The organism is Pseudomonas azerbaijanoccidentalis (assembly GCF_019145495.1).
Classification (GTDB): Bacteria; Pseudomonadota; Gammaproteobacteria; order Pseudomonadales; family Pseudomonadaceae; genus Aquipseudomonas; species Aquipseudomonas azerbaijanoccidentalis.
The window spans coordinates 14,653-30,685 of the sequence record NZ_JAHSTU010000014.1; the positions used below are offsets into that span (position 1 = coordinate 14,653).

The 16,033-nt window shown below is 58.2% G+C and carries 22 protein-coding genes; 16 read left to right on the plus strand and 6 right to left on the minus strand.

Going from position 1 to position 16,033, the window contains the following annotated elements; genetic code table 11:
• Positions 1–24: 24 nt before the first annotated feature.
• From KVG88_RS29990 to KVG88_RS30060, 15 genes are all read left to right on the plus strand, one after another.
• Positions 25–1,713 (plus strand): hypothetical protein, encoded by a 1,689-nt coding sequence (locus tag KVG88_RS29990; RefSeq protein WP_217873510.1) that lies wholly within the window; start codon positions 25–27, stop codon positions 1,711–1,713.
• 13 nt (positions 1,714–1,726) lie between these two features.
• Positions 1,727–2,350, plus strand: coding sequence for a hypothetical protein (locus KVG88_RS29995; RefSeq protein ID WP_217873511.1), 624 nt, complete (start codon positions 1,727–1,729; stop codon positions 2,348–2,350).
• Positions 2,331–2,729, plus strand: a complete 399-nt coding sequence (locus KVG88_RS30000) for a hypothetical protein (RefSeq protein ID WP_217873512.1) — start codon at positions 2,331–2,333, stop codon at positions 2,727–2,729. The genes KVG88_RS29995 and KVG88_RS30000 overlap by 20 nt, the downstream gene beginning before the upstream one ends.
• Before the next feature lie 11 nt (positions 2,730–2,740).
• On the plus strand, positions 2,741–4,387 hold the full coding sequence (locus tag KVG88_RS30005) for a hypothetical protein (protein WP_217873513.1): 1,647 nt from the start codon (positions 2,741–2,743) through the stop codon (positions 4,385–4,387).
• Between the two features lie 12 nt (positions 4,388–4,399).
• Positions 4,400–5,119: a hypothetical protein gene (locus tag KVG88_RS30010; protein ID WP_217873514.1), complete on the plus strand. Its 720-nt coding sequence runs from the start codon at positions 4,400–4,402 to the stop codon at positions 5,117–5,119.
• A 3-nt stretch (positions 5,120–5,122) separates the two neighbouring features.
• The gene (locus KVG88_RS30015) at positions 5,123–6,286 is read left to right on the plus strand and encodes a hypothetical protein (RefSeq protein WP_217873515.1); all 1,164 of its coding nucleotides are present in this window, start codon (positions 5,123–5,125) and stop codon (positions 6,284–6,286) included.
• An 85-nt stretch (positions 6,287–6,371) separates the two neighbouring features.
• A complete protein-coding gene (locus KVG88_RS30020; RefSeq protein WP_217873516.1) occupies positions 6,372–6,842 on the plus strand; it encodes a hypothetical protein in 471 nt (156 codons plus the stop codon).
• A gap of 9 nt (positions 6,843–6,851) precedes the next feature.
• Complete coding sequence (locus KVG88_RS30025) at positions 6,852–7,241, plus strand: hypothetical protein (protein ID WP_217873517.1); 390 nt, start codon at positions 6,852–6,854, stop codon at positions 7,239–7,241.
• Positions 7,241–7,945, plus strand: a complete 705-nt coding sequence (locus tag KVG88_RS30030) for a hypothetical protein (RefSeq protein ID WP_217873518.1) — start codon at positions 7,241–7,243, stop codon at positions 7,943–7,945. The genes KVG88_RS30025 and KVG88_RS30030 overlap by 1 nt, the downstream gene beginning before the upstream one ends.
• 14 nt (positions 7,946–7,959) lie before the next feature.
• Complete coding sequence (locus tag KVG88_RS30035) at positions 7,960–8,784, plus strand: hypothetical protein (RefSeq protein WP_217873519.1); 825 nt, start codon at positions 7,960–7,962, stop codon at positions 8,782–8,784.
• The gene (locus KVG88_RS30040; RefSeq protein WP_217873520.1) at positions 8,732–8,944 is read left to right on the plus strand and encodes a hypothetical protein; all 213 of its coding nucleotides are present in this window, start codon (positions 8,732–8,734) and stop codon (positions 8,942–8,944) included. Before KVG88_RS30035 ends, KVG88_RS30040 begins: the two co-directional genes overlap by 53 nt.
• An 80-nt stretch (positions 8,945–9,024) precedes the next feature.
• Positions 9,025–9,339, plus strand: coding sequence for a hypothetical protein (locus KVG88_RS30045; RefSeq protein WP_217873521.1), 315 nt, complete (start codon positions 9,025–9,027; stop codon positions 9,337–9,339).
• A complete protein-coding gene (locus KVG88_RS30050) occupies positions 9,329–10,024 on the plus strand; it encodes a glycoside hydrolase family 19 protein (RefSeq protein WP_217873522.1) in 696 nt (231 codons plus the stop codon). The genes KVG88_RS30045 and KVG88_RS30050 overlap by 11 nt, the downstream gene beginning before the upstream one ends.
• Positions 10,021–10,341, plus strand: coding sequence for a hypothetical protein (locus tag KVG88_RS30055; RefSeq protein ID WP_217873523.1), 321 nt, complete (start codon positions 10,021–10,023; stop codon positions 10,339–10,341). The genes KVG88_RS30050 and KVG88_RS30055 overlap by 4 nt, the downstream gene beginning before the upstream one ends.
• A gap of 27 nt (positions 10,342–10,368) precedes the next feature.
• Entirely contained in the window at positions 10,369–10,830 is a 462-nt protein-coding gene (locus tag KVG88_RS30060) for a hypothetical protein (protein WP_217873524.1), read from the plus strand.
• A gap of 334 nt (positions 10,831–11,164) precedes the next feature.
• Here the strand turns inward: KVG88_RS30060 and KVG88_RS30065 are convergent, their stop codons facing one another.
• The 5 genes from KVG88_RS30065 to rdgC all read right to left on the minus strand — a co-directional run bounded on the left by KVG88_RS30065 (position 11,165) and on the right by rdgC (position 14,887).
• Positions 11,165–12,373 carry a tyrosine-type recombinase/integrase gene (locus tag KVG88_RS30065; RefSeq protein WP_217873525.1) on the minus strand — a complete coding sequence of 403 codons (1,209 nt, stop codon included), beginning with the start codon at positions 12,371–12,373 and terminating at the stop codon, positions 11,165–11,167.
• A gap of 308 nt (positions 12,374–12,681) precedes the next feature.
• Positions 12,682–12,975 (minus strand): hypothetical protein, encoded by a 294-nt coding sequence (locus tag KVG88_RS30070; protein WP_217873526.1) that lies wholly within the window; start codon positions 12,973–12,975, stop codon positions 12,682–12,684.
• A 3-nt stretch (positions 12,976–12,978) separates the two neighbouring features.
• Positions 12,979–13,458, minus strand: a complete 480-nt coding sequence (locus KVG88_RS30075; RefSeq protein WP_217873527.1) for a hypothetical protein — start codon at positions 13,456–13,458, stop codon at positions 12,979–12,981.
• A complete protein-coding gene (locus tag KVG88_RS30080) occupies positions 13,455–13,718 on the minus strand; it encodes a hypothetical protein (RefSeq protein WP_217873528.1) in 264 nt (87 codons plus the stop codon). The genes KVG88_RS30075 and KVG88_RS30080 overlap by 4 nt, the downstream gene beginning before the upstream one ends.
• A gap of 53 nt (positions 13,719–13,771) precedes the next feature.
• On the minus strand, positions 13,772–14,887 hold the full coding sequence (gene rdgC / locus KVG88_RS30085) for a recombination-associated protein RdgC (protein ID WP_217873529.1): 1,116 nt from the start codon (positions 14,885–14,887) through the stop codon (positions 13,772–13,774).
• A 234-nt stretch (positions 14,888–15,121) separates the two neighbouring features.
• On the opposite strand from rdgC, the gene KVG88_RS30090 reads away from it, so the two are divergent.
• Positions 15,122–15,595 (plus strand): hypothetical protein, encoded by a 474-nt coding sequence (locus KVG88_RS30090; protein ID WP_217873530.1) that lies wholly within the window; start codon positions 15,122–15,124, stop codon positions 15,593–15,595.
• A gap of 219 nt (positions 15,596–15,814) precedes the next feature.
• Here KVG88_RS30090 and KVG88_RS30095 read toward each other — a convergent pair whose 3' ends face one another.
• Positions 15,815–16,018, minus strand: a complete 204-nt coding sequence (locus tag KVG88_RS30095) for a hypothetical protein (protein WP_217873531.1) — start codon at positions 16,016–16,018, stop codon at positions 15,815–15,817.
• Positions 16,019–16,033: the final 15 nt, after the last annotated feature.

The following is a 16,033-nucleotide window of genomic DNA, read 5'->3' on the forward strand; positions in this document are numbered from 1 at the left end:
AAAACACGCAACGAGGTAGGAATTATGCCGCAACAGTATGAATACGCGCCCGACACCACGCTGGAGTCGGATGATGCCAAAGTCAGCGAGCTGGTGCGTCTCAGCCATGGCAGTGGCAACATGCTCGACAGCACCTCTCAATCGTCTGTCGCGGCGATTACCGAGGCGCTGAAAAACCCGGATGACATGCTTCCGGCGCGCATGGTCCCGCTGATGTCCATGGTCGACGAGAAATCTCGCCCGACGATCCTGGCTGCAATGCTCGACGGTATTGCTCGCTTCCAGCATTCGCACGGCTTCGCGCCATCCGCTGACATGATCGATGCTGCAATCTTTCAAGGCATGTCGGTCGCTGATGGTCGTTCGCAGCTCGTTTTGCCTGACGGCGTGACGCTCGACAGCGTATCCAGCTCCCTGCAATCGACACCACTGTCTCACCAACCTAACCGTATCGCGGTGGCCATCGTCGGCGGCCTGGCTGAAGCCATCCCGTTCGCGGCGGCTCTGCCTTCGGACCTGTCGTCGAACGAATCGAAGCTGGCGATCGTCAACAGCACTGCCGGCACTGCCTTCGGTGCGTACAACGACGGCGATATCCTGGACGGCGTGAACGGTGGTCAGGCGTACACCATGCCGGAGCGCACTGTGGTTGCAGTTGTGGCGGGCGACCGTTTGACTGCAACCTTTGCATTCAAAGCTGACATTGGTGGCGCTGGCGCCGCGGTGCCTGTGCTGCCTACCCGAACCTATATCAAGGTCGCGGGTTTCAAGGTGGCGGCTGAAGTCAACCCGAACCAAACCACTGCCCAACGCCAGATCGCCGGTACCATCAATATCGCGGGTTCGGACTACGCCATTGGTGGTTCTGTTACCCCCGCAAACGGCAGCGGTAGCCTGACATTCAACCCGGCTCTGCCGGCGGGTGTTGTGCCTAAAGTCGTGGGTTTCATCGACTATGAACTCAAGCCTGAGTTGACTCCATCGGTCAAGGTCAAGGCCGAGAGCTTCAGCCTGTTCTGCGCCGAGCAGCGCACCCTGATGCAAGTTGCACCAGGTGCGCGTAGTCAGGCACAGAACGAACTGGGTGCAGACTTCCTGACCGTCGCCGTCAACTCGGCACGTCGTCAGTGGTCGAACGAGCGTTTCTACCTGGCCTTGGCCAAGGTCAAGGAAGTCGCGATCAACACCAGTCGTATTTTCAACTTCGACGCCGCTAACCAGCTGCTGCAAAAGTCCCGTGCACAGCGCTGGCGCGACTTTGCTGCCTTCCTGGGCGAAGTGGATCAACTGGTTGCCAACAACACCATGGAATTCGGTATTTCCATGATCTTTGTCGGTGCCAAGGGTGCTTCCAACTTCCGCACCATGGGCAGTGACGATTTCGTCCCGTCGGGTGTGTCGGCGCGTCCGGGCATCTTCCGCGTGGGCCGCTACAAGAACCAGGTGGATGTTTACTACACCCCGCGTCACGTCGACGAAACCGCTACCGAAATCCAGATGTTGGCGATCGGTCGCGCCTCGCAGGTTGCTCGTAACCCTGTGGTCACCTCCGACGCAGTGCCGCCGACCCTGATCCCGCTGGGCATCTTGTCGGACCTCAAGCAAGGCACCGCGCTGTATGGCCGTAACCTGACCGAGATCAACCCGCATCAGCCTTCTGCAATGGGCTGCGCATTGATCACCGTTCAGAACGTCGACCTGCTGGAAGACTGATAAGGGGGCTGACATGGCTAAGGCAAATAAACCCGCCACCGAGAAACCGGGCACCAAGCCGGCTACCCCTCGCAAGGCGGCTGCTAAAGCCAGTGATGCCAACAACCAGAAAGAGGGGGGCGCTACGGCGCCCGTTTCTTTGCCGGTTGATCAGGCATCCGCTGGTGATGTTTCTGTCACGTCTATTCCGCCCGCTGATGCGCAGACCGATGCGCCGTCCGGCCAGGCTGGGCAGGCAGCTCCCGTGTTCGTGCGCCGAGAGTTTTTCCCGGGCATGGGTCGTTTTCCGCTGGATTGGAAGCCGGCGCCTCGCCTGGAAGAGCCTGAGCCAGACGGCGCAGAACTGGAGCAAACCACCGCCGAAACGGGGTCTGAAGAGCACTTACAGTCTACGTCGTGGGGACTGCCGGACATTGCCGAATTTCCTGCCGAGCTGACGCTTACGAACAACACGCGCAACCGGGTGGTGGTGCGGCAGTTGAACGTGCATCTGCCTCAGTTCAGCAGCAAGACGGCGATCTGCCCGACAGCCGAGAAGTACAGCGCGATTCAGCGTGAATACGCCGGGCGTGCGGTGCGCGAGGGCTGGAATTCAGACAAGGGCTTACAGGTGAAGCATGGCGAAGATCAAGGTTAAGCAGGGGGCGGGGGACGAACCGAGTGTGTTGGCAACTGCCATCTGCGCTGGGCAGACATTCCCTTTCATGGCGACCATCAGCCACAAGGCAGTCAAGCCTTTACTGGTGCCGTCGACGGGTATGCGTGACGTAATCGCGCCAGGCGAAGAAGTGCAGTTCAAGGTCAAAAGCTTTGAACAGGCGTGGGTACTGGTGACCGACAGTGCGGCTCTGGCCAAGCGCTACGAAAGCAATGCTGAAGACTTTGTAGTTATCGAAGTCCCGGACGTCGTGAAGGAAGAGCCAACGCCCGAAGTGCCGGAAGAGGCACCGAAAGTCGTTGAAACCAAACCCACCGGCAAAGGCGGCAAGGCTGCTGCTGACGCCGCGAGCGAATAAGGGGGCTGCACATGACTGTTCAAATGTCTCGCGCCATCAACAAGCGCTCCGGCGTCCAGCAGAATTTCATCGCGGATAATTCCGAGATCGGTTCTGTTGCCTCCGACTACAACGGCGGTTTTATTGGCCGTTTCACCCGTGGGCGCATCGATAAGGTTTTCCCGGTAACCCGCGAAAAGCTGGAGCGCAAACTGGGCGCGGCTGTAAGCCTGAGTGTTTCCGCCTTGGGCGAGGCACAGATTCAGGTTTATGAAGCGCTGCGCTATGGCACGCAACAGGCCATCGTGTCCCGCATGATCGCGACTGACGCAGTAAACAAGCTGCTGATCGCGACTGCAACGGTACCGGCGGAAGGTGGCGGCGCTGCGCCTGCTGTCTGGAGCGTTGGCCTCGAAAGCGAAGACCTGCCGGAAGGCGCTCTGATCGCGTTCAAGCACCTGGACTGCTTCAATGATGGCTTGACCTGCGAAATCAACGCCGAAGCGGCTGAGGACGCTCAGGGCGTGGCTACGCCGTCGAAAATCATTACCGTGCAGTTTGTGGACCCGGCCAGCGCCAAAGTGATCATTGGCCCGTTTACCGGCTCCCTGGATCCGCAGGCGAAAGATGAGTTCGGTAACAGCAGCTACATCGGTGACGTGATCGACAAAGGCACCGATGACCTGGACGTGATCGAGGTCGCCTCCGGCGCTTCTGTACCGGTCACTTGTGGCTTCTACGGCAAGTCCAACGGCAAGGCCAAGTTCTCTTCGGCGCTGCTGAATTACTTCACCGAAGGTCGGACCGTTTACACCGCGGCAGAAATGGAATCGGCGGTTGATCGCCTGCGCCGGTCTCGCCCGAACTTCACCTACCTGAATGCGGGCGGTTCGGAAAACGTGGCGCTGCTGTCGTTGATGGCGGACCTGGGCAAAGAGATCAACAAGCAGTTCCCGTTCGACGTGCCTGGCCGGCTTTCGCCAGAAGCAGCGGCGGCGTTCGTGCAGTCGATCGGCGCCAGCGTCAAAGAGCTGTACGGGCAGGCTTATTGGGCTCCGCTCAAGCGAGCGAACCCGATTGCCGGCGGCAAGGCGTTTTTCGGCACGTCTGGCCAGCAAATCGGATTGCGCTGCGCGCGCAATGCTCAGGTGAACGCCAAAGGCATCGCGCCGCGTAACCGCGTGATCGCGGGCAGCGATTACGGTCTGGCCGGTACCGGCATTACCCAAACGCACGAGCCGTCGGATGATGAGCTGGAGCTGCTGGCGGAAAACCAGATTAACCCGTGCATCTTCAAGGACTACCCGAGCGGTGCGAAATACGCCTGGGTTGACTCGCTGACCGGCGCGCAAACCACGGGTGCTACCAAGCTGATCGCCGTAGCTGAAATGGCGACCTTCCTGGATGACAAGGTAGCGGCCTTCGGCCAGGAAACCCTGCAAAAACCAATGAACGAATCGATCACGATGATGAGTCGTTTCTTGGGCACGCTGTTGCCGGCAGTTGAGTCCGCCAAGTGGCTCAATGGCACCGCTGAACTGGATGGCGCGGGCTGGCAGTACGAAGTCAAACGTAATGAGGCTATGCCTTATGACGAAATGATGGTGCTTTATGACGTCTGCTACGACGGCACGAACCGCATCACCCGCGCGCAACAAACAATCGTCCGTCAGAGCTAAGGGGAGACGTACATGAATATGCTGAGAGACGTTCTGAAAAACTCGAATGCCGTTGCGACGGCAGTTCAAAAGGCCAATGAAGGCAACAATGCCCCGGACAACAAGGGGAACATGCTCGACAACGCCAACGAGAACAACAACGACGCAGTACCGGAAATTGTCTTTACCGAAGACATGCGCCTGGACGCCACCCGCGTGATCGCCGAGTGGGCGCAGACCGATGATCTGGGCGACGACGAAGGCTATGGCGATCGTCTGCTGGCGCTGATCGTCGGTACCGCCGCGCACAGCGATAACGACCTGACCGAAGACGAAGTGGAATACGCCGGCATGGTTGCCGAGGTGGTTGGCGACTACCTGTCGGACAAGGGCATTCCTGACGACGATCTGGATGCGCTGTTTAACGATGGCAAGTTCGACAACGACGTGGCTGAGCGTGTGCACGAAGCGCTGCTGGACAAACTGCCTGATGGCGAAGACGCCATGATGGACGATGCTGGCCGTTTTGTGGACGGTGAAGACGACGCCACCATGCTCGATGCGACCTATCGCAAGAAGATCGTGGTGCGTGGTGGCAAGAAGGTGCGCATCAACAAGCGCATTGCCGGCACCGTGCGTTTGACCGCGGCGCAGAAGTCGGCGGTTCGCAAGATGCAGCGCAAGGCCTTCAGCGGTACCGCGAAGATCAAGCGTGCGAAGTCCATGCGCCTGCGCAAGAAAATGAGCCTGTAACCCATGGCTGACTTTAGCTTTGACAAGGCCGGGGCGCTGGTTTCCAGCTCCCTCAAGGGTGTGACCGGCACCCTGGCCGGCAGCACGTCGAACAAACTGCTAGGGTCAGCCGCCACCACTGTCGGTCGGGTGGGAGAGGGGGTTATCGGCGGTGTTGCCCGGCAAGCGGAAAACACGCTTGCGGGGTTCGTCGGCGGTAAAGAGAACCTGAACCTGCTCAAAGGTGGCGCGGAAAAGGTGACCGGCACCGTCTCGGCGCTTTGGAACGGTGAAACCACCTTTTCCGAAGTGGGCGAGAAAATCAGCGGCAGTGTTTCTGAATTTCTTGATGGTGACACCGCCGCCTCCGGGTTGGGCGGTGTCGCCGATTCGTTGCTGGGCCTGAAGGTGTCCAGTAATGACCTGGGCAGCGATTGGGGGAGCCTGTCGCCGCTGCTGATGGCGCGCATGTTTGTATGCGACTCCAAAGGTGTGGCGGACATCAGGGAATACGAAGGCGTCTATGGTGCGATGGAAGAGGGCTCGTTTGAAGCGACCTTCAACTGGCAAAGCCCCTTCGAAAACATGGGGCCCGAAACCAAGGCGCCAGCGCTGACGGCAATGATTCAAAGCGGCTCGCTGGTGCCGGTGCTCAATGCGTTGCAGGCAGTCAACCCGGACCCGAACGGCAAGATCGGCGCCATGCTCGACACCGGCGCCGACAAGCTCAAGAAGGCGGTGCACGAGCTGGAAGGCCGCACCGGGATGACAAAGCTCAATTCGCGCCAGGTGTTCAGCGGCATGCCGCCGGCACGCGTTAACTTTAGTATCCATTTTCGAGCTACCACCGACGCGGCTAAGGAGGTCGAGGCTCCCCTGCAACGCCTGATGGAGTGGGTTTTTCCGCAGGAGTTGGCGGAAGAGGGGATTTTGTCCGAGGTGCTGCAAACCACGCGCGATTTGGATAGCTTCATCAAGGCGCTATTCCCATCGCTCACGCCCAAGCTACTTGGCCTTACCTATGCCGGGCGCACCGCTTCGCCGATGGTTGTAGAGTCGATCAGCTACCCGCTGACCGGTCCCAAGGATGACAGGGGCAACTTCATCGACCTGACGGTGCAAGTGAGCATGGCCACACTGACGGCGCTGGACCGGCCAGACATCAAGCGTTTCTTTGCCCGATCCTGACCGGGAAAGCATGCAAACCCCGCCACTCGGCGGGTTTTTTTATGCCTGATCATTGGCCTGAATACACACAATCAGGGGCGCCCCGATGACGGTCAATTCTCATGTTGTTCTTTCGAGCACGTTTCAAAACATCCACGACCTGGGGCGCAAAGCTTCGACCGCTGACGCGGTGCTGGTCATCCACGGGCACGAGAACATTCAGCTGTTGATCAAGCAGTTCCCTTGGCCGGTCGCGACTCCCAAAGACATGATGGAGTTCTACGGGCCGAACGGGCAGTTGATGGTGCAACCTCAGAACGCCAAGACCAAGTTTGAAGGTCCGGTGGCGATGTATGAAGTGGTTGCGGGCACCGTAAGTGACGCCCTGATCGCGCTCATCGAGAGCGGCGCGCAGTTTGATGCTACGGCTTACCGTGGGCGTCCGGACGACTACACCCGCAAGGAAGAGATCCTGAAGGCGTCCATGGTCATGGATACGCCAGATATCGACTGGGAAAACGATACGCCGCTGCTGTACGCCGGCACGCTGCACTTCCATTGGTTCGCCAACAAGTAAGGGGCGGCCATGAAGATCAGCGCGTTGGTTGCCCAATACGTGGCGGTACTGCCGATCGGTTGCATTCTGACTGAGCAGCAGATTGAGCGTCATCTGCTCAGCGCCACGCGGTTCTATTACGGCTGCGCAGACCTGGCCAGCGGTGAACCTGTGGGCGCCGACGCGCTGATTGCCACCAATGCGGCCCAAGACGTGGACCTGAGCGAGAGCGAACTAACGCTCATCAGGCCGCTGTGGGATCTGTACATGGAGAAGGAAAACAGCATGGCGCTGGAGGCTTCACGCACGCAAGGTGCGGAGCTGTTTGGCCGGGCGGTGGCTGAGGTGCAAATGAGCATCCAGGACTACGAACTGCGGCTGCCTCAGATGGCGTTCTGTGAAGAGTGGGTGACCATCTGATGGGCAGCATTTTCGAACGCCTGGGCTATCAGGCGGCGGGTAAGGTCGCTGGCGCTCTCAGTGCGTCGGCGCCGGTGATCAAGTACACCAAGATCGCCGGCAATTTGCTCAACGGCAACCTGTCCGGCGCCGCCAATGGCCTGATGGATAACTTCTTTGGGGCATCCAGTGAGTACGGCGGCGGCAACGTTGCGTTGGCTGGTACCAGTTGGGCGACGTTGTACGCCATGTTTCAGGAGTCGATGGACGTCCTGCGCGAGCGCTCAAACCTCTGGCATGTGCTGGTGGAGCCGATCGGCAAGGTCGGGGCCCCGCGCATAAACCTGCTTGCCACGGAGTTCAGCTATAACGGCGTGCAGCTGGGGTACGAGACGAAGAAAATCGGTTCCGGTTTCACTCAGGTGCCGACGGGATCCGACCCGGTAGAGTTGACCATGACGTGCTACGACGTGGACGGCGAGATCAAGTCCTGGTTTGAAAACCTCAAGCGCCAGCACGCACACCCTGATGGCACATTCGGCTTGCCGGGCGACTACGCCAATACCTTCACCATTACCCACGGCGCCATTGAAGAGGGCCGCGGTTATTCGAATTCGTGGGTTCTGGTCCCTGTGAGCTGCCAAGTGGCGCAAAACCGGGCCGTCGAAGAGTTTTCGGCGCTGAACCTTACCTTTACTCAATACGAATCGTTCGGGGCTCTATGAAGTCAATTCAACCCGTGCACACGCTGCGCATTTCAGTTCAACCACGCGAACTGGAGATTGGCCAGGTGCAGGAACTGTGCGCCATCCCTTACCGTTTTTCGCAGCGAACCATCACCGCGTTCCTCAAGGCCGCCTGTGAGCACATCCCGCGCCCGGCGGGGAAGCTGCAAGTGGTTGATCCGTTGCTGTGGTCCGTCAACGAGCGCATGAACGTCGTGATTTTCTACCTGGCGGCGATGCTGGACGATGGCCCTGACTTCGCGCTGGGCGAGGGCAAGTTGCATGACTACCTGCTGGCGGATACCGACTACCTGGAGTTCGTCGAGTTTGACCACGGCGGGGATATTCACCACTGCACGCCGCTGCACGGCTACCAAGCCGAAGCGATCGAAACCATGGTTGAGACAGGCGTATTACCTAAGACCTATTTCGGCTGGCAGTTGGGCGTGATGTCGGCGTGTATCCGTGGGGTCAATGAGACGCCGATTGAGTACGTCGATCCCGCGTCCTACAGCAAAGCGCTGCTGTTGAAGATCAATGCGCTCAAGAAGTGCCCGGAAACCGAGTTTGTGCAGCTGTTCGACGCCTACTCACAGGCCTCGCTCAAACTTCAGCACTTTGTGCACGCGGTATTCAACGCGCAGGGCGTGCTGGCGGCGCAAGTAACCGAACCGGACGAATCGACGGGGGTGCCTGAATTGGGTCCGGCCCGATTTCACCCTCGTACCGGAATCAGCCGAGGGGCGTGTGAGCTTCTGGAAGCAGATGATCAATACGAAGGCGGACTTGGCTCTGTACTTTCGCCAGGATCTGGCCACGGCCAGCCGGCTGCCGCTTAGCGAAGTCAACGCGCTGTTTGAATGTTCGGCCTATCAGAACTGGAAAAAGAGCCAGGAAAACCAGAACAAAGGCCTGTCCGCCATCCTTGGCGGCATCAACAACGTGATCAAGGGCCTGAACATGCTCGGCGGTGTCTTGAGCCGTCGCCCACGGCGCTGACCGCGCAAACCCCCACCCGGAACGTGCGCATGGCTACCTGAAAATGATGGCCATGTGCTTATGGGTAATGGGATCGGGATATGGCCTCGCAGGTTTGGGAAAACCCGGTGGTGAAGTGGGTAATGAACGCCTCGCAGGTGCTGTTCATCACCTTCATCTGCTGGCTGGGCAGCAACATCGGCTCTTCGGTGACTGCGTTCAGCAACAAGCTGGACAAGGTGGCGCTGTCGATCGCGGAGATTGCTGCAAAGCAGGCCTTGGCCGACCGTGACGTGGCTGCATTGACGCAGCGCGTGGGCAAGCTGGAAAGCAAAAACGAGACGCTGGAGCAGCTGGTGGCTCGCCTCGGCTTCAAGGTTGAACAACTGGAGCGGGAGAGCCCTCATGGCCGGTAACGAACTGGTAACGCTAGGCCAGCTGCAAGCGCTGTGCATCACGCAAGACGGACGCGTGGCATGCGCCAAGTACCTGGCCCCCCTCAATGCCGCGATGCGGCGTTTCAAGATCACCACTTACCCGCGTATCACCATGTTCCTGGCGCAGATTGCTCATGAATCGGGTGACTTCATCCGTGTGACTGAAGGCCTGAATTACAGCGCCTACGGGCTGGCCAGCACTTGGCCAAGTCGTTACGCCGTGCCGGATGGAAAGGGCGGTTACGTCAAGGTGATGGTGGAGGGCAAGCCGCGCAACAAGCCGAATGCTGTTGCCTTGCAGATCGAGCGCAAGCCGGAAGCGATCGCTAACAGCGCCTATGCCAACCGGTTCGGCAATGGTGCTGAAGCGAGTGGTGACGGCTGGCGGTACCGCGGCGCCGGACTCAAGCAGCTGACCTTCAAAGACAACCACCTGGAGTTTGGCAAGGCGGTCGGCCTGGAGCTGTCGCTGGTACCGGACTACTTGCGGTTGCCCGAAGGCGCGGCGCTGTCGGCGGGCTGGTACTGGTTTTCGCGCGGGCTCAACGAGCTGGCCGATGCCGGCAATTTCAAAATGATCACCGAGAAGATCAACGGCGGCCAGATCGGGGCGTCTCAACGCCTTGTGTATCTCGAGCGCGCACAGAGGGCGATGTCCGCATGAACGCATTCTTGCGCTGGATGGGGCGATTTGTTGAAGAGGGCACCACCGGCAGGCCGTCGGTGAAGCGCTTCGGCTTCGCACTGTGCGTCACGGTGCTGTCCGCCGTGATCGGGTTGTTCGGTGGCGTGATGGGCGGCGTGGCCTGGATGGCGCACGGCAGCGCTCAAGCCATCGAGCTTGTGCGGATCATCGCCAGTTCGCTGGAAGTCATTTCGGGGATGGTGCTGGCGTCCGTCACTACCGGTTACGTCGCCGGCAAGGCGGTGGAGCGGCCCCGCAAAGAGCTGCAATCACCTGATGAGGCTGCAAAGCCGTAACGGAGCGCGCAGGCGCCGGGGTAAATCATGATTTCAATCGGTTGGACGGTTGGCGGCGCTGGGGTTTTGGTGGCGTTGCTGTCGCTGTGGTCGTTGGACCACTCACAAATGGCCAAAGAGGCGGCATTGCGGGACGTCGCTACCCTCACGGAAGCGAACGGCACCCTGGACGCACACAACAAGGAGCTGGCGCGAGTCGTGGCCGATCGCGCTGAGTTGCAGCAGCAAATCACGGAAGTCAGCCGCACCACGCAGCGGCTGAATACCGCACTCGACACGCAGTCCGCCCTGATATCCCGCAACCTTGAAGAGTTAAAGCGCAATGACAAAGCGATTGCTGATTACCTCCGCCAGCCTGTGCCTGTTGCTCTTGGGCTGCGCTACGCCCGTCCAGAAACCACCGACCCCGCTGCTTATCGCGCCGCCGCTGCCGGTGTGCAGCCTAGTGCCGTGTCGACTGCCGGGGCGCCCGCCGTTACTGCTCAATGATGCGCCGTACAGCGCAATTGATGAGACAGAAGACGCGCTGACCAAGTGCGCCGCACAGGTGCTGGACTGCATTGGAAAGCAGGAAGCCGCTATGCGTGTCGGGCAAGGGAGTGGTGCGCCGATCGGCGTTTTGAAGGGGGCGCCCCCCAAAAGCCAGTGAACGGACTTTTCCGGACAAATCATGTCCGGGGATAGCGTTTTTGCTAGCAATAGGCCACTAAAAGGCGCTTGGCGCGGGGAGGAATGGAGGGGGAGAGCGGTAGGGATAACCTGGCGGGTGTTGCCCGCCAGGCTGATTTGGTGCGTGTCAATTTATGTGAAATGTCGTGTCAATTTATATAAATGTTGTTTGCTCGGGCGTGGGTTGTTTTCCCATGATCGGGTGATGCGGTGTCACACGGTCCATAGCGTACTTCGACCAGCGGGACATCAGCGGTCGGCGCTTCTCCAACTGGTTACCACGGACGTAGGCGCGCGATGTAGCGTTGCCGACGACGTGGGCCAGCGATATTTCACACAGCTCGTGCGAAAAAGCCGTTTTCTCAGACGCCCAGGTGCGGAAGGTTGCCCGGAAACCGTGTGGTGTGCAGTCCTCTTTCAATTTACGCAAAAGTCGGCGCAGCGAGTTATCCGGCAACATGGTCGTCGATCGCGTGCCTGGGAAAACGATCTCGCTTCTGCCACGGGTGCCAGTGTCGCGTAGGACCTGCATCGCCTCTTCACTCAGCGGTATTTGGTGCTCTTCGCCGTTCTTCATGCGCTCGGCTGGAATGGTCCAGACACGATTGATCATGTCGATTTCGCTCCAGGTGGCGCCCAAGGCTTCACTGGTACGGCATGCGGTCAGGATCAGGAACTGCAAGCAGCGGGCGGCCCGGGAGTCTTCCCCTTCCAATACACGCATAAAGAAAGGCAGGCGCGTGAAATCCATGCTTTCCAGCTGCTCAACCGAGTTTTGGTTGTTGGGCATGAGGTTTTGCAAATGGCCTTTCCAGCGCGCCGGGTTTTCGCTGTTCTTGCGGTGCCCGTGAGCCTTGGCGTGATCGAATATCCGCTCCATACGGTTACGGACCCGGCGCGCTGTTTCAGGTTTTTGCAGCCAAATCGGATCGAGCACCTTAATGACGTCGGGTGTGTCCACGGTGGCGATCGGCATGCTGCCGATGACGGGAAACACATACTCAGTCAGCGAATTCAGCCACTGCGTGGCGTGCTTGTCCGACCATCCTGCACGATGTCGCTCAATAAAGGTCAGCGCTTCATCTTCAACGGTAACCGCGGCAATTGTCGCTTCCTTGCGTTGCTCCAGTGGATCTATCCCTTTGTTGATCTGAACGCGAAATTCCATCGCTTTCTTGCGCGCGTCGGCCAGGCTGATATCGGGAAATGACCCTAAGCCGATGTCATGGCGTTCGCCATTGAGTTGATAGCGTAGTACCCACGATTTGGTGCCAGTGGGCCTAACCTTGAGGCTTAGTCCGTTCTTATCGGCATAGACGCCGGGGACTGTTATCGTCGCGATAACCTTTTGAGCGAGCGGCATAGTATTCGACCTTTTTGCAGGGTGTAACGGCTTGGGTTCGCATTGCTTGCAGCTTCCATTCTCGGACCGAGTGACAGGGGTAAGGGAAATTTTCCCGGTCCGTACTTCATTAGGATAAGTGGCGCAGATTTTACCGAAAGCTACGGGGATGGTGTATCCCCGGTATGTATGGCCTGTAAGCCTTGTGAAATAAGGGTTTTCCTGACGCCAGAAAAACTCAGTCCCACACTGCGCCCCACACTCGCTTAAGGTAGCAAGCGTTAGAGTAAGTTCCAATAGAGCTTAAAATAGACGACAAACGGTAGTTGTCATTTACCTTTATCGTCAAGAGATCGCATTTCCACGTAACAAATTGAATTGTCAGGGGAAGATATGACGCTTACAACCTGTCGGCTTGCTGAATCAGCCCCGAAATAAATATTTCTCCGCACCAATTCACTCACTTGAATGTAGATCAAGCAGAACAAAGCAGTGGTGAGGATCAGTGAACTGATCGCGCTGGTGGTACGCACCCACTTCTCAATCATCGGCTTAACGTGCTTGTAGGAGCGGGCGAGCCAGATGACGTGGATCAGTAGAGCTGCGATTACTGGTGTTTCCATGGCTTACCCCTTGAAATTGAATTCGATCAGCCAGCACCAAGGGTTAGGGTGCTCACTCATGTCAGCAGCAGCCTGGTGCCAATAGGCGTTGAAGTCTTCGCGGCTGGAGTAGCCACACAAGCGCCAGTGCTTCGCGGTTATATCCAGCAGCCTTGTTATGCCCATTTTTTCCACTATCCCCGTACCCAATTTGTGAGTCTTTTCAGGTACGAATTCGTGCTTGAGTTCAAAGGCATATCCCATGCGGATGGGCGGCGGGATAAGCCCCAGGTTGAAGGCCAAACGAGCAGCGCCCAGCAAGTCGCGATCGGTCACTGATTCAAGACCAAGGCGCTCCAGGGTGGAGGCGCACACAGACGGCTGTGGGCGAAATGGGATGATCATCAACCGTGCTTTCCCGCTCTGTATGCGGTTGCCTACCGGCGGCGACACCATGAACTGGGGCAGCCGCAAGTCGGTACCATCGATCTCGTAAAAACTCATCGTGATGTCAGTGTGTAAGCCACCTTGCGGATAGGCTGCTTGTGTTGTTCGAAGAGGCGGGCGGTCAGACTGGCGACCAGTTGTGACGCCCGGTTACGGGCCCCTTGGTAGTTCATGCGAGGCACGCCGTTTGGTTCCCATGCGGCCTCTATGGCATTGCCTGACGAATCGGCGACAACGAAATTACCGGTCCACTTCACAGGCTTATTGGGTTTCTCTCCGCTGCTGGTGTCGCGGCGGCCATCAACAATCACGATCATTTTTCGCTAATCCTTGGCGTTATGGCAGACCAGAGGCCCGCCGGGCAGTGCTGTTACAAAACGGTTCGGGCGCCTTTATCGTTGGCCGGGCTGACAACGCCATCGGCCTGCATTCGCTCTATGAGGCGAGCGCCACGGTTGTAGTTGATGTTGAAATGGCGCTGTAGGGCGGCGACAGTTGCGCGGCGCGAAACACGCACAAAAGCGATCGCCGCGGGCAGCAATTCATCTTCGGGGGCGCTGGTGCTGGCCAGACCGTCGGGGATCTCTTCACCGCCCAGCGCTTGCAGCAGCGCCGGAATGAAGTTGGCGAAGGTCAGCATCATCAGGGTAAAGCTGGCATCCAGTTGACCAAGGGCGTCGTCGCCGCCGTCCTGTTCCGCTTGATCCACCAGCAAGTCTTCAAACTTCAGACGTTTGATGACCATCTTGTCGTCGAGCACGAACGACAGCTTGTCCTGCCAGGCCATGGACAGTTGAGTGACCACTTTCCCGGTGCTCAGGTGAGTTTGAATTTCACCGCCGGCCATGTCCTGGCGCTTGCAACGGACAACGCCGCCGTCTTCATGGGTGTCGCGCAGCTCGCACTCATCGAGCACAAAGAAATCATCCGCGGCTTTCTGTGTCGTCAGCCACTCGGTCATGCTGGCGGTCGGTGACATCTTCACGGTCAGCGGGCGTACCGGCAGTGAGCCGATGACTTCGCGCAAGGTCGACAACAGATCCTCGGCGCGCTTCGGGCTGGGCGAGTTGACGAAAATCAGACCCAGCTTCGGCGCGATGGCTGCGAAGGTCGCCGATCGGCGGATGAATGCCCGCGGCAGGAAGGCCTGAATGATCTCGTCTTTGATCTGGTCGCGTTCTTTTTTGTAGACCTTGCGCATTTGCTCGGCCTCGATCTCTTCGACCTTCTCCTTGACGGCATCGCGTACAACGCTGCCCGGCAAAATGCGTTCTTCCTTGCGGGCGCAGATCAGCAGGAAGTCGCCGCTGACGTGTACCAGCGGAGCGTCTTCGCCCTTGCCGAGCGGCGCGGTAAAGCCATAAGTGGTCAGTTCCTGGTTGGCGCAGGCGCGCGCTTGTTTGGTGGCCAGTGCGGCTTCCAGGGTGTCGGCTGACAAGTCGATCGATTGGGTGATGCGGTAGAGCAGGAGATTCTTGAAAAACATGCTGTTTCCTTACTGATGGCGGCATGGCCTTGAACACGCACGAGCTGGAACAGGAAGCGTGGGCTTGTATTTCAAGTCTTCTTCTGTCCGTCCGGTCCGTAATGATCCCCGGACAGGTATGTTTGCGGCTCGCTTTTCCAGATCGAGAAGAGTAAACAGGTTTGTCAAAGTTTAATAGCGTTTTTATGGGCTTGCGCGTAAATTACCCATGGATTTACCAATGGAATCTTGAGCATGAACCTAGAAGTGTTTGAAGGCGCCACCACCGCGAGGGAAGCGGTTGACGCCGGGAAGCGGGCACGACAGCAACGATTTAGCTTGTATTCAGACCTGCACAGTCCGAGGGGGATGCGCGCGTTGCTGTCGCATTTGCCGGACGCTGAATGTCATGCGATCGCAAACCAGATCACCCAGGCTATGCAAGCCAAAGGCGGGTTCCCTGAGTTCTTGGCACGCAAGGTAGAAGAGGCGATTGGCCTGCCTTTCGGCTATTTGGACCAGCCTTATCCCTACCCGGAATTACGTGCGTCTCTGAATCGCGCACGACGGCTGAAGCGCATGGCTGATGCACGCGGCGAAGGTGTGCCGGGCGTGGTGGGGAAGCGCAATTTCGAGCAGCTTGAGCAAGCCTGTTTGGGGCTCAGAGGTGTTTCAGAAGCCTTCTATCAGAAGACGATGGGGAAGCTCAAAAAGCTCCCTCGGGGATGACGAAAATAGGAGGGCTGTTCAAAAGAACAGTATTTACAATGTCCGGGGATAAGGGATTAATTGGCTGGCACTAAGCCTGTATGGTATACAGCGCGCAGCTTATCCTTTGAATCACCGAATTAGAGGCAAAAAAAAAGAACCCGGACCGCCTGCAAGCGAAGGTTCTTTTTTTAACACTACCGATGCTTAGACCCTTTGCACCACAAAGCCTTCCATGCTTTAGGCCTGCTTTTTTTCAAAGCTTTCAGCCGTGGGATTCAGATGAGACATCGCCCAATTACTTAGGAGATGTGAAGCATCGTGCCCCGACTTTACCATAATTGTCCCCATAGCAAAGCCTCCCATGGCTTTGCAATCATTCTTTTTGCGACTTTTGTCGGATGTTTCCGGCGTTTCTGCGCGAATCGTCCCGTTATTGCCCATGCAGCACACCTAACA

Coding starts and splice junctions, on each gene's coding strand:
- KVG88_RS29990 (WP_217873510.1), top strand. CDS start 25: ATGCCGCAACAGTATGAATACGCGCCCGACACCACGCTGGAGTCGGAT.
- KVG88_RS29995 (WP_217873511.1), top strand. CDS start 1,727: ATGGCTAAGGCAAATAAACCCGCCACCGAGAAACCGGGCACCAAGCCG.
- KVG88_RS30000 (WP_217873512.1), top strand. CDS start 2,331: ATGGCGAAGATCAAGGTTAAGCAGGGGGCGGGGGACGAACCGAGTGTG.
- KVG88_RS30005 (WP_217873513.1), top strand. CDS start 2,741: ATGACTGTTCAAATGTCTCGCGCCATCAACAAGCGCTCCGGCGTCCAG.
- KVG88_RS30010 (WP_217873514.1), top strand. CDS start 4,400: ATGAATATGCTGAGAGACGTTCTGAAAAACTCGAATGCCGTTGCGACG.
- KVG88_RS30015 (WP_217873515.1), top strand. CDS start 5,123: ATGGCTGACTTTAGCTTTGACAAGGCCGGGGCGCTGGTTTCCAGCTCC.
- KVG88_RS30020 (WP_217873516.1), top strand. CDS start 6,372: ATGACGGTCAATTCTCATGTTGTTCTTTCGAGCACGTTTCAAAACATC.
- KVG88_RS30025 (WP_217873517.1), top strand. CDS start 6,852: ATGAAGATCAGCGCGTTGGTTGCCCAATACGTGGCGGTACTGCCGATC.
- KVG88_RS30030 (WP_217873518.1), top strand. CDS start 7,241: ATGGGCAGCATTTTCGAACGCCTGGGCTATCAGGCGGCGGGTAAGGTC.
- KVG88_RS30045 (WP_217873521.1), top strand. CDS start 9,025: ATGGCCTCGCAGGTTTGGGAAAACCCGGTGGTGAAGTGGGTAATGAAC.
- KVG88_RS30050 (WP_217873522.1), top strand. CDS start 9,329: ATGGCCGGTAACGAACTGGTAACGCTAGGCCAGCTGCAAGCGCTGTGC.
- KVG88_RS30055 (WP_217873523.1), top strand. CDS start 10,021: ATGAACGCATTCTTGCGCTGGATGGGGCGATTTGTTGAAGAGGGCACC.
- KVG88_RS30060 (WP_217873524.1), top strand. CDS start 10,369: ATGATTTCAATCGGTTGGACGGTTGGCGGCGCTGGGGTTTTGGTGGCG.
- KVG88_RS30065 (WP_217873525.1), bottom strand. CDS start 12,373: ATGCCGCTCGCTCAAAAGGTTATCGCGACGATAACAGTCCCCGGCGTC.
- KVG88_RS30070 (WP_217873526.1), bottom strand. CDS start 12,975: ATGGAAACACCAGTAATCGCAGCTCTACTGATCCACGTCATCTGGCTC.
- KVG88_RS30075 (WP_217873527.1), bottom strand. CDS start 13,458: ATGAGTTTTTACGAGATCGATGGTACCGACTTGCGGCTGCCCCAGTTC.
- KVG88_RS30080 (WP_217873528.1), bottom strand. CDS start 13,718: ATGATCGTGATTGTTGATGGCCGCCGCGACACCAGCAGCGGAGAGAAA.
- rdgC (WP_217873529.1), bottom strand. CDS start 14,887: ATGTTTTTCAAGAATCTCCTGCTCTACCGCATCACCCAATCGATCGAC.
- KVG88_RS30090 (WP_217873530.1), top strand. CDS start 15,122: ATGAACCTAGAAGTGTTTGAAGGCGCCACCACCGCGAGGGAAGCGGTT.
- KVG88_RS30095 (WP_217873531.1), bottom strand. CDS start 16,018: ATGGGCAATAACGGGACGATTCGCGCAGAAACGCCGGAAACATCCGAC.